Source organism: Veronia pacifica, assembly GCF_001707825.1.
GTDB classification, from domain to species: Bacteria; Pseudomonadota; Gammaproteobacteria; order Enterobacterales; family Vibrionaceae; genus Veronia; species Veronia pacifica.
In genome coordinates this window covers 25,773-40,908 of sequence record NZ_LYBM01000007.1, presented here as the reverse complement: position 1 = coordinate 40,908, position 15,136 = coordinate 25,773, and the positions used below count along the sequence as shown (strand labels likewise).

Annotated in this window: 13 protein-coding genes and 1 pseudogene; 7 read left to right on the top strand and 7 right to left on the bottom strand. The window is 41.9% G+C overall.

All coding sequences use genetic code 11. The annotated features are described in order from the left end of the window. The first annotated feature begins 67 nt into the window (after positions 1–67). The 4 genes from A8L45_RS05860 (at position 68) to A8L45_RS05845 (ending at position 4,111) form a co-directional block, all read left to right on the top strand. A complete protein-coding gene (locus A8L45_RS05860) occupies positions 68–991 on the top strand; it encodes an alpha/beta hydrolase (protein ID WP_068900187.1) in 924 nt (307 codons plus the stop codon). 371 nt (positions 992–1,362) lie between these two features. Beyond that, entirely contained in the window at positions 1,363–1,992 is a 630-nt protein-coding gene (locus A8L45_RS05855) for a LysE family translocator (protein ID WP_068900185.1), read from the top strand. Between the two features lie 690 nt (positions 1,993–2,682). Beyond that, entirely contained in the window at positions 2,683–3,435 is a 753-nt protein-coding gene (locus tag A8L45_RS05850; RefSeq protein ID WP_068900183.1) for a class I SAM-dependent methyltransferase, read from the top strand. 157 nt (positions 3,436–3,592) lie between these two features. Continuing rightward, positions 3,593–4,111, top strand: coding sequence for a GNAT family N-acetyltransferase (locus A8L45_RS05845; RefSeq protein WP_068900181.1), 519 nt, complete (start codon positions 3,593–3,595; stop codon positions 4,109–4,111). Positions 4,112–4,425: 314 nt separating this feature from the next. Here A8L45_RS05845 and A8L45_RS05840 read toward each other — a convergent pair. Next, positions 4,426–4,680: pseudogene (locus A8L45_RS05840) on the bottom strand (hypothetical protein); the annotation flags it as partial. 186 nt (positions 4,681–4,866) lie between these two features. On the opposite strand from A8L45_RS05840, the gene A8L45_RS05835 reads away from it, so the two are divergent. Next, entirely contained in the window at positions 4,867–5,352 is a 486-nt protein-coding gene (locus A8L45_RS05835; RefSeq protein ID WP_068900177.1) for a hypothetical protein, read from the top strand. A gap of 266 nt (positions 5,353–5,618) precedes the next feature. Here the strand turns inward: A8L45_RS05835 and A8L45_RS05830 are convergent, their stop codons facing one another. From A8L45_RS05830 to A8L45_RS05810, 5 genes are all read right to left on the bottom strand, one after another. Further along, a complete protein-coding gene (locus A8L45_RS05830; RefSeq protein WP_068900176.1) occupies positions 5,619–6,260 on the bottom strand; it encodes a YdcF family protein in 642 nt (213 codons plus the stop codon). Positions 6,261–6,591: 331 nt separating this feature from the next. Next, the gene (locus tag A8L45_RS05825; protein ID WP_083228224.1) at positions 6,592–7,974 is read right to left on the bottom strand and encodes an ABC1 kinase family protein; all 1,383 of its coding nucleotides are present in this window, start codon (positions 7,972–7,974) and stop codon (positions 6,592–6,594) included. Between the two features lie 85 nt (positions 7,975–8,059). Further along, positions 8,060–8,452 carry a DUF2750 domain-containing protein gene (locus A8L45_RS05820; RefSeq protein WP_068900172.1) on the bottom strand — a complete coding sequence of 131 codons (393 nt, stop codon included), beginning with the start codon at positions 8,450–8,452 and terminating at the stop codon, positions 8,060–8,062. Between the two features lie 128 nt (positions 8,453–8,580). Then, positions 8,581–8,919 carry a zinc ribbon domain-containing protein YjdM gene (locus tag A8L45_RS05815; protein ID WP_068900169.1) on the bottom strand — a complete coding sequence of 113 codons (339 nt, stop codon included), beginning with the start codon at positions 8,917–8,919 and terminating at the stop codon, positions 8,581–8,583. 172 nt (positions 8,920–9,091) lie between these two features. Then, on the bottom strand, positions 9,092–10,273 hold the full coding sequence (locus A8L45_RS05810; RefSeq protein WP_068900168.1) for a quinone-dependent dihydroorotate dehydrogenase: 1,182 nt from the start codon (positions 10,271–10,273) through the stop codon (positions 9,092–9,094). A gap of 124 nt (positions 10,274–10,397) precedes the next feature. Here A8L45_RS05810 and A8L45_RS05805 point away from each other — a divergent pair, with 124 nt between their 5' ends. Then, complete coding sequence (locus A8L45_RS05805) at positions 10,398–11,042, top strand: hypothetical protein (protein ID WP_083228223.1); 645 nt, start codon at positions 10,398–10,400, stop codon at positions 11,040–11,042. A gap of 108 nt (positions 11,043–11,150) precedes the next feature. Here the strand turns inward: A8L45_RS05805 and A8L45_RS05800 are convergent, their stop codons facing one another. Continuing rightward, positions 11,151–12,119 (bottom strand): ABC transporter substrate binding protein, encoded by a 969-nt coding sequence (locus tag A8L45_RS05800; RefSeq protein WP_068900166.1) that lies wholly within the window; start codon positions 12,117–12,119, stop codon positions 11,151–11,153. A 632-nt stretch (positions 12,120–12,751) separates the two neighbouring features. Between A8L45_RS05800 and A8L45_RS05795 the strand changes: the two genes are divergently transcribed. After that, the gene (locus A8L45_RS05795; RefSeq protein ID WP_068900165.1) at positions 12,752–15,076 is read left to right on the top strand and encodes a M4 family metallopeptidase; all 2,325 of its coding nucleotides are present in this window, start codon (positions 12,752–12,754) and stop codon (positions 15,074–15,076) included. The last annotated feature ends 60 nt before the right edge of the window (positions 15,077–15,136 follow it).

The window sequence follows — 15,136 nt, the reverse complement described above, 5'->3', positions numbered from 1 at the left end:
GCTTCAAGAAATAATCTTTGGCACTTTTAAGCGTCGTTGATTTTTGACCTCTACGGATGGAAAAAATATGTATAGCGAAGAGCAGGTTTGGAGAGAATTACAACAGTATTTACCATCAGATAATCAACTTACCGATGAATTAATGCCACGAGAGAAATTTTTTGGTTTGTCGAATTATAATATTCATTTAGATGAGTACATACCTACTGACGAGACTGATGTATGCATCATTGTATTTCATGGCGTCGGTGGTAATGGAAGGTTACTCTCGTTTATGGCAATTCCACTTTTCAAACAAGGTTATGAAGTCATATGTCCTGATTTACCCGGTTATGGTTTCAGCGAATTTGAAAAATACCCTACATATAATGATTGGATTGATATTGGCTGTGAAATTGCTAAATCAAAGATAGCTGAAAATAAAAAGGTCATTTTATTGGGACTTAGTGCGGGTGGCATGTTAGCTTACAACGTGGCTTGTAAGGTAGGTAAAGTAAATGGACTTATCATTACAAATATTCTTGATAACAGAATAACGACAGTACGCGAGCATTCAGCTCGGTATAAATTTATGGGTACATATGGTTTATCGCTTCTGAAGAAAGTGCCCTCCGTCATCAAAAAAATAAAAGTGCCAATCTCTCTATGCACCAATATGAAAGGTTTAGTGAATGATAAACGAGTCCTAAATGTTTTGCTAAAAGATAAGAGAGGAGCCGGAAATAATGTTGAGCTGGGATTTCTCTTATCAATGATGAACAGTGTTCCAGTCAAAGAGCCAGAAGAGTTTACTGATATACCAGTGTTACTCTGCCATCCGGGTGATGATAAGTGGACCCCGACGTCTATCAGCGAGTTATTTTTTGACCGTATCAAAGCCTCCAAATATAAAGTTATATTAGAAAATTGTGGCCACTTCCCTATTGAGCAACCCGGTAAAGAAAAAATGGAGGATAAGATACTCAACTTTATCCGATCAACAACAAGCTAACGGTAGAGTTAATAGGGGTTATGTCAAAACAGGCAGCATACTCTCGTACGAACCCCTTTCTTTAAGGGTAAATGGAGGTACTGACTACGAGTAATCTCTTCGTGTTATTTTTTTGAATACGTTTTTTAAGGTTAAGATGTTTTTCCGATACATAATGTGATTTATTTTTATGATCAGACTCCAGCGTTTGGCCTGTATTGGATAGCTCTCATGGTGAATGAGATAACCTGTTGCATGTGCTCATAAACCGCACTGTGAATTGCGGACTCTCAGAGTCTTCGGGCAAGTATTCAATCTGTTATGGCAATACTGCAATACAAGCAGATTGTGTTTATATTTTATCGGGTCGCTACGGCTATTAGGGAAAGGACATGGACGTAAACTCATTATTTTTATTCGTCATTGCTTGTTTAACCATCAATATGATTCCTGGACCTGATGTGATCTATATTGTCTCAAATACAATGAAAGGTCATACAGCTAGTGCCATGAAAGCAGCGCTAGGCTTAGGTGTCGGTTACTTTTTCCATACAATGGCAGCGTGTTTAGGCTTATCAGCCATCATCGTTAGTTCAGCATTAGCATTCAGTTTTATCAAGTGGTTGGGAGCTTTTTACCTGCTTTATCTCGGGGTGCGGTCTCTTCTTTCCGTGTGGCGTGGCAAGCAAACTATCGAAGTCAAAAGTAACTCAGTAAGTAGTCACGGTGTATTCATGCAGGGGGTCATTGTAAGTGCCTTAAACCCGAAGGTTGCAATCTTCTTTCTATCATTTTTACCACAGTTTGTTGATACCTCAGCTGGCTCTGTATCAATGCAGCTTTTGCTTCTTGGTCTTCTATTCAGTACGTTAGCAACTCTATGTAACGTTTTGTATGCAGTGGCTGGCAACTGGATGTTTAGCCGACCAAGTTCGCAGCGATATTCTCGAGCACTGGAAGGTGTATCAGGTGTATTACTAATAGGTCTCGCGGGAAAGTTGGCATACAGTGAGAGCCAATAACTAAATATAGACAGCGCCAGCTCAGCATAACTTTGGTAGGCAAAGCGTTGGCTGTATAGTTAGGTTATTGCTTCTTCTCGATATTCTTAAGTAAGTTATGCGCCAGTGTTCGCTGCTCCCTTTTGGTCGCTTTTTCACTACGCGGGAGCAACCGTTTCTGCTTTATCTCGGCATACCCGCCATCGACTTAGAAACTGACAATGCCCCAGTGTAAAGCTTTACTGGCTAATCCTATAATATCGACAACTAGCTCAGCTATGACTTAATGCTGCGACCAGTCATGTGAACATCAAGACAGCGTTCAAGCGCATCATCGTTTAGGAGTTAAGCACAATTGAACTCAAGAATCACAACAACAGTTAGACTCGCTCTGAACTTAAGTATCTTTTATATTTTGAAATTGAAATAAGGTGTGGACTAGTATTTTTTATAAAACAATGACTAAATTTCAACCAAAGAAAAGTAAAAATCTATTTTTTATTAATCATATATCAATACTATTTTTAATGAAGAAACTAGAGATATGTCGTAATAATACACATATAACTATTTTATTAGTATGATATTATTTATAAATCATATTAGTATCTCAACAAGCCCAATCTAAGAGTAAATGATTCCAAAATTCCGAGTTTATTTTTATAGCCTTTACAAAAATACCTGATTAAAAAAGTGAATAGAGGAACATTAATGCGTGAACAAAGTCAACTCAACAAAAAGGCATGGAACTATCGAGCTTATGAATTCTGGTGTAATAAATATGGTGAACCAAGAGAATTTGCTAAGCGCCTTCTTAGAGACCCCACAAATAATATAAACTCACGATACACAGATTTTTTTCAAGATATAAAAGGTAGTAAAGTCCTTAATGCACTTGGTTCCAACGGCAGAAAGGCAGTACCGTTATGCCTTCTCGGAGCAGAAGTTACTATTATTGATATATCTGAAGAAAATAAAAAATATGCCCTAGAGCTAGCAAACCATACAAATGTGAAGCTTAGATATGAAATATCAGACTTCATTACATACCATGATGATGCATTAAATGAATATTTCGATATTGTATTTTGCGAAGGTGGAATCTTACACTACTTTGACGATCTTCATGTCTTTTTTGATAAAGTATCTAAATACTTACGAGTGGGCGGCATGTTGATCCTTAATGATTTCCATCCTTTTCGAAAAATTATTTCTTCATCAACTGGCACAGATGGAGATTATTTTGACGAAAAGCTGAGGAATTTTCCTGTCGCTTACGAAAATCAGTTTGATGAAAAAGAACAAGAGATATTCCCAAAGTGCTCACTAAAGTTTTATCAACTAGGAGAGATAGTTACTGCTGTGGGTCAAAATGATATGCAAATTACTGAGCTTCGTGAGCTACCGAAACCTGGCGATAAAAAGGTACCCGGAGAATTTACCCTGATTGCAAAAAAATTATAACTTCGAACTGGTCGAATATTCTGAAATTAAATAATTAATCTCTACAGACTTATGATGTTATAAAATTTCACCATTAATTTATATTGGACAAATCGCAGGAATTATATTTGACACTTTGGGGTTTATTACACAGTTATACATAAAAGAGGAATTTAGGATGAAGTTAGTAACTCCAAGGGTTGAATATCAAGAGTCGTACATTGAAATGGTTCGAGAGTTTTTTGAAAGAGAAGAGGTGTTTGTTCCGTTCGTATTAGCTGAAGATTATGAAGACTTTTCTTCGTTGCTTGATAGGTTGTCTGCCTACTCAAGAGGTGAGGAAGTTCCGGGTTTTGTCGCACATAGTTCCTATTGGCTTATCGACGAAAATGAGCAAGTTGTCGGATGTTCGAATCTGAGGCATGAGCTCAACGATGGATTATTGGTTCTAGGTGGTCACATTGGTTATGGAATCAAACCATCAGAGCGGCAAAAAGGTTACGCTAAGCGTATTCTAGAACTCACGTTACCTAAGGCTAAGAGTATCGGTATTGATAGAGCGCTAGTAACGGTAAACAAAGCCAACCTTGGTTCAGTTAAGGCTATCAAGCACAACAAAGGTGTTCTCGAAGCGGAAAAGGAAGTATCAGGACAAAATGGCATAGTTCAGTATTACTGGCTGAACACCTGTACTTAAGGAAAAAATGCGGTGTTATCTCTATCTGAAGAAAAGACCTCATGTTTGATAAGCACGATTTAGTTATATTTTGACGCAGATGACACACGCAGAGAATGTGTTGATGACTCGAAATTTTGCCCACTCAAGGACGATGAGTGGCGCTTAAAAGAGGATGCAATTGAACGCATTCTGAAACTGGGGTTACGAGCAAAAAACTAGAAATTGCATCCAATCGACTTGGGATTTCTCGAAGTGAGTTGACTGATAGTGAAAGCCTAACGTTCTTAGAAAACATGTACCAAAAACCATTTGATTAAAGATTACGAAGCAATTCAGAATTGCCCCCACGAACAGTACAGCGGCTGCGATTTCAAAAAGATTTCGCCGTGGACGTTAATGAACATCTTGAAGCACTTCGATGTTACTTCAGAAAAAGCAGTAATAAGGCCGATCAGTCCGTCCTTTAACAGCTTCTCGGTCAGCCGCTCACCATCCATCTCGACATCGGCCAGTAGCCGAAAGTATTTGTTCCGATCGATACTCGTCAACCTGGTCACTTCAGCCCGCAGCAACGCAACCGTAAACTGCTTCGCTTCCCTCGCCTCCTACTTCACTCTTTCCACAAGTTTTAGACACATCTACCCTTTACACACGATACTTAGTGGCCGAATAGGGTCACATTTTTTATTCATGAACCATATCGAGTAAAACGTAAGGGGTATATTGGTGCGTAGTCGCTTAAGCCATCACATATTAATTAAAAGGAAATGACAATGAGAGCCATTCTTTTGGCGCTGTTCATGGCGGTTACCGGATGCTTGACAATAACATCAAACGAGCCGACTGATTTGGTTAAACCAGACCTGACTGAAGGCTCAAAGCAACAATGGAATCTTATGATTGGCTCCTGGTATGGGAAGCAACCTTCAAAAAATGGAGGTCACAGCGAATGGATAGTAAATCGATATGCTGATGGCACGTATAACATAAAATTTAAATTTGCTGACTCAAGTCAAAGCGAAGAGGTTGGAGAGTGGGGTATTTCTGGCGGCATCTACTTCTCGATATTTAAAGGGTGGCTTAAGAAGAGTCAATTTAGGCCTGCTGACCCAGCAGATCCATATAATCGTGATGCATACGATATATTAAGTCTTACTGAGGATGCATTTTCCTATCGGCACAGGGAAACGGGCGATGTGTATAGGGTAATTAAGGTAGCAAATGATTTCAGATTTACACCATCCACAGATGACAAATAGAAACATAACGTCAAAAGAACAATGATGAAGCAGGCGAAATTCATCATTACGATTTAATAGTGTTGGTAACTGAGCTTATGGGGGCGACAAAATGAAAGGCCAGCTAGTAGGGGCTACTGACTGAAGAAATCTGGTATGGCAACAGAGCCCCCTGAAAGAAAATATGCGGCCTTCTTTAGGTCTTCTTGCTATGAACACATTGTTTATAGAGCAAGTAATATAGACGGCTAACTTTGAATTCTTGATAGCGCTCTTTGTGGTTTCCTCTAAGAACCTAAGAATCCGATATCGACTAATCGGTGATATGAACGCCAAATATCGTCTGGAATAACCTGCTCGATTTGAAAGCCTCTCTCAGGGTAATCACGCATACGAATAAGATCTCCCATCATTGCGTTGACAAGTGCATCCAGCGGAAACTCTTCTGTCACATAATCCAAGAAATTGATATCTGGCGAAGATATTTTGATCGATTGTGGGTATTTTGGCCATTGTTTCAGAAACGTCGCATAAGCACGGCGTTCCATGTATGGTTTGTGTACAAGCTGGATTCTTTCTGGTGTCATTTTATGCCGCTGAAGTAGCTCCCACGACAATTGCACATTTTCACCCGTATTTGATGACTGATCCTCGACCAAAATAGACGACGCTGGTACGCCGCAATCTGTCATAACGTCAGCAAACAACTGGGCCTCAGGCTTCTGAAAAACACCTCGGGTAAATCGACCAAAACCCCCGGACACAACGACAACTGGCGCAATACCGGCTAAATACAACTCTGCAGCTTTTTCAGCAACCCGTAAGTCATTACTCCCCATCACAATGATACAGTCGGCGCTGACTGGCTGATGTTCGAGTTGATGGTAGTCCCAAATTGCGAGGATATCGTTGTAAATACTTGAGTTCATGCTGCTTACCAATAAAAAGCTTATGTACTAATTAGAAGCGCAACCGACTAAAAAAGCGAAGAGAAGAAACAGAATTAGCGTGATAGCTAGCAATAATTGTTATTAGTCATGAAGTTGCAACAGATATTAGACTCAGGTCGCTGAAGTGCTGATTTTTTACGAACAGCGGTTTCTACAAATGCTGTAAGCTCCTGTTTTTTAAAATGCTTCTTAGGATGTGAAATTGATTAAAGAGCAAGTTGTGTGCCATACAGATGAAAGCGATGGGTACCATAGAGATGAGAGACATGGTTGCCACCGAACACGGTGTGATCGGTGGAAGAAAATAAGATTAATTGATGTAAGGGTTTAGCAAATTTCTTACATTTACCTTCGCCTTTAATCGAACAGCCAGCAGGTATAGCCCCCCTATTTTCCTATGAAGGAACATTGCATCGACGGGCGGGGTGTGCCAATAACCTTTTTCCATGCTCAAAGACATCCCTGCCTCTCTAATACGAACTGCGAGATCGGTATTTGCAAAGTCATACTCACCGTCAAAACGCATCGGCTCCATCGCCATTTCAACCAGCTCGACGACCGCTTCTTTTTGTTCAGGCTTTATTTCGTTTCCGAAGAATCCGATATAAGAGAGTGCCTTTTCGATTCCCGGTTTATCACCATGCATCGCAGATGACATCAACATCAAATAACCATGACTGAAACGCTCTGGGTAAACTCGCGTTGCACCAAAGTCCAATAGTGCTATTTTCTTCGTTGTTGGCTGGTAGAGGTAGTTGGCAAAATTCGGATCTGTCTGAACGAGTCTGAATGAAAAAATTTCTTTAAGCAGAAGCTCAAACAAATCGCTAACCACTTGATTTCGGACGGCTTGCGGTTCGTTTGCCAGCGAATCAACATTTTCGCCTTCCAGATAACTCATGGCCAGTACGTCTGACGTCGTTATGTCTTCGAACACATCAGGAACGACAAACTGAGGCATCTCAGCAAGTTTTTCTCTGTATGCTTCTATCATACGGGCTTCACGACAGTAGTCGGCTTCTTCTAACAACTGCTTTTTAGCCTCGGATAACAAGCCTTTATAATCAACAGTATCCGGAACTAAACCTGTCACACGAAGGAGAGTGCCTACGTTGTCTACGTCACTTTCAATGCTGTCTTTTACACCCGGATATTGCACTTTGATGGCAAGGCGGTTTCCATCATCTCCGTACGCCTCATGGACCTGTCCGATAGACGCAGCTGCCATAGGACGAAACGTAAACGTTATAAAGTTATGCTGCCAGTTACTTCCTAATTCTCGTTCAAGGAGTGCAGCAAGTTCTTTTGCCGGCATTGGTGATGCATCAGAACGGAGCTTAGCAAGAATTTCAGTCAATTCACGAGGAAGAAGATCTCCAGCTTCCATACTAATAAGCTGGCCGACTTTCATAGCGGCTCCACGGAGATGAGATAACTTTTCAGCAACCTTGGCTGCGTTCTGTGGAGTTAACAACAAGTCTTTAGCCGAAGGGCGTTTACCGGATACTATCTGTTTGGCACCCTCTGCTACCATATTAGACGCTACTCTGGTGACCAAAGAACCCAGAACACCCAATCGCTGTAACTTGGTAGCTGGTATTTTTGTTTCGCTTTTGCCGTCTGAAGAATTCACAAGCCTGTCCTTTTGGTGTTTCTTGTGTAAGTTTACGTCACGAGTGTATGAATCGTTCATTCATCTGCAACAAATCATTCTGTCTAAACGAAAAAACGGGCAACTGCCCGTTTTTGAGATTCACTTACTCTGAGCAGCGTTTCACTTAACGCTGTTTACCCGCCTTTTTCTTCAGAGACACATCAAGCTCTTCCGGGTAAAGAACCAATCCATCGCTATCTGGATTTGGAAAAACAACGATTGCAAGCTCGTCATTCTCCAGACCATAAGTCCATCGAGAATGCCATTTGTTTAGCGATATACTTTCAGGGCGGCAATCATCCCATTCGCCTGTAGCCCATTGCTCAGCAAACTCTTTGTTCGGCCACACGGGAACACAATCTTCATCCTCTGTGTTAAGCATGACAGAACCGTGGTCATCAATCAGGATCCAGATCTCTCGATTTGAAACAACCTCTTTAAGTAAATAATCAAGTCGCTTCTCAGCATCATAGGCTTGAATCGTTTCTATATCGTTGTCGGACAATTGCTTTGCCATTGTTTTTCTCCATCACAGGAAAGCGTAAGTGCAGGTGCATGAGTTGTTCAGACTCTATGATGCTCACCCGAAGAGCTTATGAAATCAATAAACCACTACGACGGGTGACTTATTGTCGAAAAATGGTATCAGACTTTTTTTACAAACTCTGATTTGAGCTTCATTGCGCCAACACCATCAATTTTACAATCGATATCATGGTCACCATCAACAAGGCGGATATTTTTCACTTTAGTACCGACCTTCACAACTAAAGATGAACCCTTCACCTTTAAATCCTTTATAACAGTGACAGTGTCACCATCTTGTAACACATTACCGTTTGAGTCTTTGATTACTTTTTCCTCTTCAGCGTCCACTGCTGCATCTTGTGACCATTCATGGGCACATTCTGGGCAAACGTATAATGCACCATCTTCGTAGGTGTACACAGAGTTGCATTCGGGACAATTAGGAAATGTAGACATAAATCTCGCCTCAGTCAGCGTTTTAAAGGAGGCGGTAGTCTAAAGCATTACAATGGTAAGGGGTACTTGGCAGAGTGGGCAAAACAGTAAAAAGGTAACAAGTGGCCAATTAACGAGCAAAAAAATTCGAAAAAAGCAGCACGTCGTTAATCAGCCAGCTCGTATTAACGGGTTAAGCGATATCTTTTACCTTATCATCATCGACTGTCTGAACAGCTTTGAGTTTAGGCAGCGGATTGCGCGAACCAACTGCTTCTTCGATAGAATTAAATCCATCTTCCTTCAGCAGCTGAACCAAACCACGGTTTATTTCACTGATGCTCTGCGGCCCATCAAAGATGAGAGTTGAAATCATGTGCAGCAAGCTTGCACCTGAAGTGATCTTCTCGTAAGCATCTCTTGCAGTGAAGATACCACCTACGCCAATGATAGTCAGCTTACCTCCAGTACGGCGATAGACATGACGAACAAGGCTGGTTGATATTCTGTTCAACGGCAGTCCACTCATTGCACCTTTGTGGAACGGCAGTTCTTCTTTTACATATTCTTCGTTGTACTTTGGTTTAGCTAGGTTCGTCAGAACAACACCGTCCATACCGTGCTCAACACATGCATCAACAATGGCGTTGACTTCATCAAGCTCCATGTCTGCCGCGAGTTTCACGTAGATTGGGCGACCTTCAACCCTGTGCTCATTCACTGCTGTCAGCAGCGCATTGAGATACTCTGGGTTAACAAACGGTTCGCCGTCCTGTGTATTCGGACAACTGATGTTAATTGTGTAGTAGTCACCGATATCTTTGAAGCAATCCATCGTCTTAGTGTAATCTTCGATAGATTCTTGCAAATCGAATTCAGGTGTAAGATTTGATTTCGCCGCGTTAATACCGACACGCAGACGACCGAAGTCGACGTCTTTCAAACGAGCTGAAATTTTCTCAGCACCTTGGTTATTCAGACCGTACCAAACCAGAATTGACTTGGACTTGGGCATACGGAACAGACGCTTCCCTGGGTTACCCGGGCATACTTCACCAGTGAATGAACCAAGCTCAGCCAATCCAAAACCAATGGATGGGTAGATACTTGTCAATTCACCGTCTTTATCGAAGCCTGCAGACAGACCGACCGGGTTGCGATATTTCACACCATCGACAGTAATATTCAAACTCTTGTGATTGTAATCAAAGAAGAATGATGTCAATGCCTTCGTCAAAGCGTTAGAACCGAGCAGAACCCCGACCCGCTTGAACCTGTAGTGAGCCGCTTCTGGGTCCATCAAGAAAATGACCGGACGGGAAATGCGGTATACGACTTTGAGAAGGAAGTTTCTCAGACCAACAATGTAACTCATCTCTATCTCCTGTTTTTAGCTCTTTATTAGAGTCTTCATTTACCGTATCAAAAATCTTAATAGCAATCATTATCATTTGTATTTATATTTAGTTTTTGTTTGATGTTTGTTACCGGAGGCAAAAATGAGAAAAATGCTCAGCTTGTTCAGAAAATCGGTGAAGAAAGAGTCGTCGATCGCCAGCAAACAAGAAGCTGAATACTCTGAATGGCTGCCTAACGGACACATATTTTATCTGCTTTCTACTCTTAAACTTCGTTATCAGAGCCAGTCAGGGCTGGCGACTTTTGAACAGGTGAGTATTGATTTTATTGAAGATCTTGCGCGGGAACTGCATAGATGCGAGAGTACACGCCCTACTGTCGTCAAAGGAGTGCCGTCGATGTTTTCTTTGAGTGTGTGTGGTGTTTGTTGGGAAGAGCTTGAAGGGAAAACTAGAGTAAAAGCGATTCCTGAAGCCGCATTATTGAGATTCGAACATATTGATGCTGATCGCACCGAAGCACGCTTTCAAACCGTCTTTCATCAGTGTGACGATGGGACACTCTCGCTTGCTGAACAGGGTAATTTCACTAATAGTATTAATAAGATACATAATATAGATTATCAGCAATTCCTAAATATACTGAAACAAATCAACGGGACAGTACCAAATCATCTCTCCGACGCTATCCCAATTTGTGCCTCAAACTTTGAGCAACCTTTTACTGCAACAGACAAACGCTTACTGACACGCGCCACATCGGCACTCACCCCAATAAACATCTGATTTTCCACTCTTATTTATCTCATTAAACGTTGACAGTCTTACTATAATAATTTTTGAAAAAAGTGGCTGAAATCAGACAGCCACCCATAATTTATGGCATCTAGGTGATTAACGAATAACTTTGGTTGCTCGTTGAACCACAGAATCTGGAAGCTGCATCTTCAGGATTTGCGCAGCTTTTTTGTTAATGAAAAGATCTGAACCCGTCGCCACTTTCGCTGGTAGTTCATTAGGTGACTTGCCGTCAAGAATATCTGCTACATATTCTGCAGTTTCGAGTCCTATTTGGTAGTAATCAAAACCAAGACCCACTAGAGCCCCCCTTTCAGTAAAACCTGTATCCGCAGCAATTACTGGAATGCCTGCTTGATTAGAGACCGCCACAACACTGTCTAGCGCCGTTCCCATCGTATTGTCTGTCAGGGCATAAATTGCGTCAGATTTTGATGCCACAATTTGTGCCGCAGATTGGACATCAGCACTCCGAAGTGCGGTTCCCTCAACGACATTAAGGTCGTATTTTGCCGCAGCTTGTTTTAATAGTGCCAACAGTGATACCGAATTGGCCTCACCTGGATTGTAGATGACGCCAATCGTCTTCATTTCTGGTAACACTTCTTTTGCCAGTGCGACGTGCTGAAACACCGGAGAAAGATCAGACAGCCCAGTAATGTTTCCACTTGGCTTATTCATATCAGTCAATAACCTTGCACCGATAGGGTCCGTTACCGCTGTAAAAACGATAGGTATGTTTTTGGTTGCGGCTGCCAAAGCTTGTGCAGAAGGCGTTGCGATTCCCACCAGCACATCGGGTTGTTCACCGACAAACTGACGGGCAATTTGAACAGCAATCGCCGGGTTGCCCTGCGCAGTCTGAAAAGTAAACTCTAGATTACTCCCCTCTTTATAACCTCGTTTGGCAAGGCCATCGAGAATGCCCATCCGGGCTGAGTCCAGAGCAGGGTGTTCAACAATCTGTGACACAGCCACTTTTTTTATATCTTCAGCCATTGTTGTTGACGGAATAAGCACAGCAGTAGAGATCAGCAGCGTATTTAATAAACGCGATATCTTCATTTAAAAAGTCCCTTTCATTGTTGCAGTAAGATGTGCGAACCAATATTAGTTCTCATCTATAATTATTGATTCTTTTAAACGCATTAATATAAGCAATCGCGAGGGACCATAAAAATTTTAGATACACCTCTCATCATTATTTCTATTAATCAAATATGAATCGTATAAATACCTTCCATCTTTTTTACCTGTTATAACTAATTCAATTAATATCTAGTAGTTTCATTTGCAATGAAATTTAGATGTCAGTCTAAAAATAGATTTCACTTATAAAAAAGAATAAAAAAACAGAAAAATGGATATTTTTTGAATTTATATGCAAAATATAGCCTGTATAGCTCTATATTAATAATCAAAACCCACTAAGCCATTTGCAAACATGAAATAACCACACACACATCATCAATAATGAAAACACAATTTTAACATTTCAGGATTGTGCTTTCTCACAACAAATATTTGGTCAAATATTCTATAAAAATAAATTTTTCATATTGAACCAAGTGCTGACTAGCGATAAACCAATCGTGTCAGAGCGATATTATTTTTTATTTATCACTCTGATAACTCCCCATTGAACAGTGCATGGATTTGCACCAATAAATGTAATTTTCAAGCTATATGGAGCAGCTATGAACATGTATCCAAAGATATCTGCAGTCGCATTAGCGCTTGCCGGTATTATTACACTACCCGCGTCAGCTGCGGATCGTGTCAATCTGGACGTTCCTTCAATACTTTCGACAAATGTGGCGCAAACCATTATTTCAACCAATTCATATGTTGAAGGCGCATCTTTTACCGCAGCAAATGGAAATGAAATTGTCCGTGTCCAACAAACTTATCAGGGCATTCCTGTTTACGGTGAAAGCTTCGTAGCCACCAAAGATACGCTTGGCGTAATGAGTGACTTTTCCGGTGTCGCGATTTCAGGTATTGAAAGTGACGTGATTTCTGTCGTGCCAACCTTGACGGAAGAAACGGCGGTATCAACGCTTTCAACCCAGTGGCAGCATGACTTGCACCAACTAGCCAATGTGAAGAGAAAACTTGTTATTTGGTTAGACAGTGACGACACCGCTCACTTGGCATGGCAAGTTTCCTACGTTGTGTATAGCAGTGAACCAAGCCGTCCGATGGGATTCATAGACGCATATACGGGCAAATTGTTAGATAGCTGGGATGCCATTAACTTCGCAGAGGCTACAGGGCCTGGCGGCAATAGAAAAACCGGGCGTTACGAATTTGGGCCGGGTAAAAAATATGATGCATTTGAGGTCCGTCAAAGCGGCAGTCGCTGCACATTGGACAGCTCAAATGTTGAAACGCTTGATATGAACCATCGTACGTCTGGCGGGTCAGTACATGGGTTTACCTGTCCTGAAAATACAGAAAGGGAAGTCAATGGTGCTTACTCAGCATTGAACGACGCCCATGCGTTTGGCTTGATCACTTTCGACATGTACAAAGAGTGGTATAACATTCGTCCGATCACCCAGAAACTCCGACTCCGTGTTCACTATGACAAGGACTACGAAAACGCCTTTTGGGACGGTCGACAAATGACATTCGGTGACGGTAAAAATACCTTCTATCCACTGGTCTCCCTTGATGTCGTTGCGCACGAAGTCAGTCATGGTGTCACGTCTCAAAATTCTAACCTTGCCTACCGCAACCAATCTGGTGGCATGAACGAATCATTCTCAGATGTGTCAGCTGCAGCTGCCCTTTATTACTTGGAGGGGAGTTTTAACTGGAAGATTGGTGATCGCATCAAGAAAGGTAGCGGTGCGATGCGCTATATGGATAATCCGCCACTTGATGGTAAGTCAATCGGACATGCCGATGACTACTCAAACGGCATGAATGTTCACTATAGCTCGGGTGTATTCAACAAGGCTTTTTACCTCCTGTCGAATAAACCAAACTGGAATATCCGCAAAGCCTTCGATACTTATATTAAGGCCAACCAGGTGTATTGGACGGCAAACTCCACCTTTGACCAAGGCGGTAGCGGAGTCTACAAAGCCGCTCAAGCGCTTGGCTATTGTGTCAATGATGTTGTCGATGCGTTTGCAGCTGTTGGCGTTCAGACTGGTGCCAAGTCAGGAACAAATTGTAGCCCTGGTGATGTCGTTAAGGCCAATTTCACCTATACAACGACCGGTTTGACTGCAACATTCACGAATACTTCTGAAAATGCAGATACTTATTCGTGGGAGCTGGGTGATGGCAACACTGCGAGAAGTAAAAATGTGACTCATACCTACGGCGCGGACGGTACCTACAGCGTCAAACTGACGGCAATTGGAAATGAGTCTAATGATAGTAAAACTCTGCAGGTTACAGTCTCTTCAGACGATAAATGTGTTCAATCTGTGGAGTCGCAAACGTACCCTACCTGGAGCGCGTCCACCAGCTATAAGCTCGGTGACAAAGTGAGTTACAACGGTAATAACTATGAAGCAACTTGGTGGTCAACGGGTGCTCGACCAGACATCTATAGCAACGTGTGGAAAAAATTGACGGGTAACCCTCCTCCACCGCCACCAAAATGTGGCCCGGTTGCAAACTTCACTCACTCTGTATCCGGCTTGACTGTATCAGTAACAGATACATCAACTAACGCGGTAAATCGAGTTTGGGATTTTGCAGGTCAGGCAACATCGACTCAAAAAGTGGCAAGTCACACGTTTAGCTCTGCTGGAACATATAACGTTGGGCTTACTGTCACTGACGAAAAGGGAGTTAGCAGCAAGAAGTCTGTTGCTATCAAAGTGGGTGATGATAAACCATGTGATGGAGAAGCTTGGTCAGCAAGCAAAATCTATCTGACTGGTAATGTTGTTTCTCACAATGGTGGCCGCTATCAAGCACAATGGTGGACTCAGGGTGATGAACCCGGTACGACAGGTCGCTGGGGTGTATGGAAAGAATTAGGCGGATGTGCTCAATAGACCCGAGTGCATTAACTTAACATTATTGGGCGCTGACTAGCGCCCTTTTTTTGAAACCAA

Excerpts from the sequence above, each read along its gene's own strand:
- A8L45_RS05830 (WP_068900176.1), bottom strand. The coding sequence starts at position 6,260 with ATGAACTCAAGTATTTACAACGATATCCTCGCAATTTGGGACTACCAT.
- A8L45_RS05800 (WP_068900166.1), bottom strand. The coding sequence starts at position 12,119 with ATGAAGATATCGCGTTTATTAAATACGCTGCTGATCTCTACTGCTGTG.
- A8L45_RS05795 (WP_068900165.1), top strand. The coding sequence starts at position 12,752 with ATGAACATGTATCCAAAGATATCTGCAGTCGCATTAGCGCTTGCCGGT.
- A8L45_RS05820 (WP_068900172.1), bottom strand. The coding sequence starts at position 8,452 with ATGGCAAAGCAATTGTCCGACAACGATATAGAAACGATTCAAGCCTAT.
- A8L45_RS05810 (WP_068900168.1), bottom strand. The coding sequence starts at position 10,273 with ATGAGTTACATTGTTGGTCTGAGAAACTTCCTTCTCAAAGTCGTATAC.
- A8L45_RS05825 (WP_083228224.1), bottom strand. The coding sequence starts at position 7,974 with ATGAACGATTCATACACTCGTGACGTAAACTTACACAAGAAACACCAA.
- A8L45_RS05855 (WP_068900185.1), top strand. The coding sequence starts at position 1,363 with ATGGACGTAAACTCATTATTTTTATTCGTCATTGCTTGTTTAACCATC.
- A8L45_RS05860 (WP_068900187.1), top strand. The coding sequence starts at position 68 with ATGTATAGCGAAGAGCAGGTTTGGAGAGAATTACAACAGTATTTACCA.
- A8L45_RS05845 (WP_068900181.1), top strand. The coding sequence starts at position 3,593 with ATGAAGTTAGTAACTCCAAGGGTTGAATATCAAGAGTCGTACATTGAA.
- A8L45_RS05850 (WP_068900183.1), top strand. The coding sequence starts at position 2,683 with ATGCGTGAACAAAGTCAACTCAACAAAAAGGCATGGAACTATCGAGCT.
- A8L45_RS05835 (WP_068900177.1), top strand. The coding sequence starts at position 4,867 with ATGAGAGCCATTCTTTTGGCGCTGTTCATGGCGGTTACCGGATGCTTG.
- A8L45_RS05805 (WP_083228223.1), top strand. The coding sequence starts at position 10,398 with ATGAGAAAAATGCTCAGCTTGTTCAGAAAATCGGTGAAGAAAGAGTCG.
- A8L45_RS05815 (WP_068900169.1), bottom strand. The coding sequence starts at position 8,919 with ATGTCTACATTTCCTAATTGTCCCGAATGCAACTCTGTGTACACCTAC.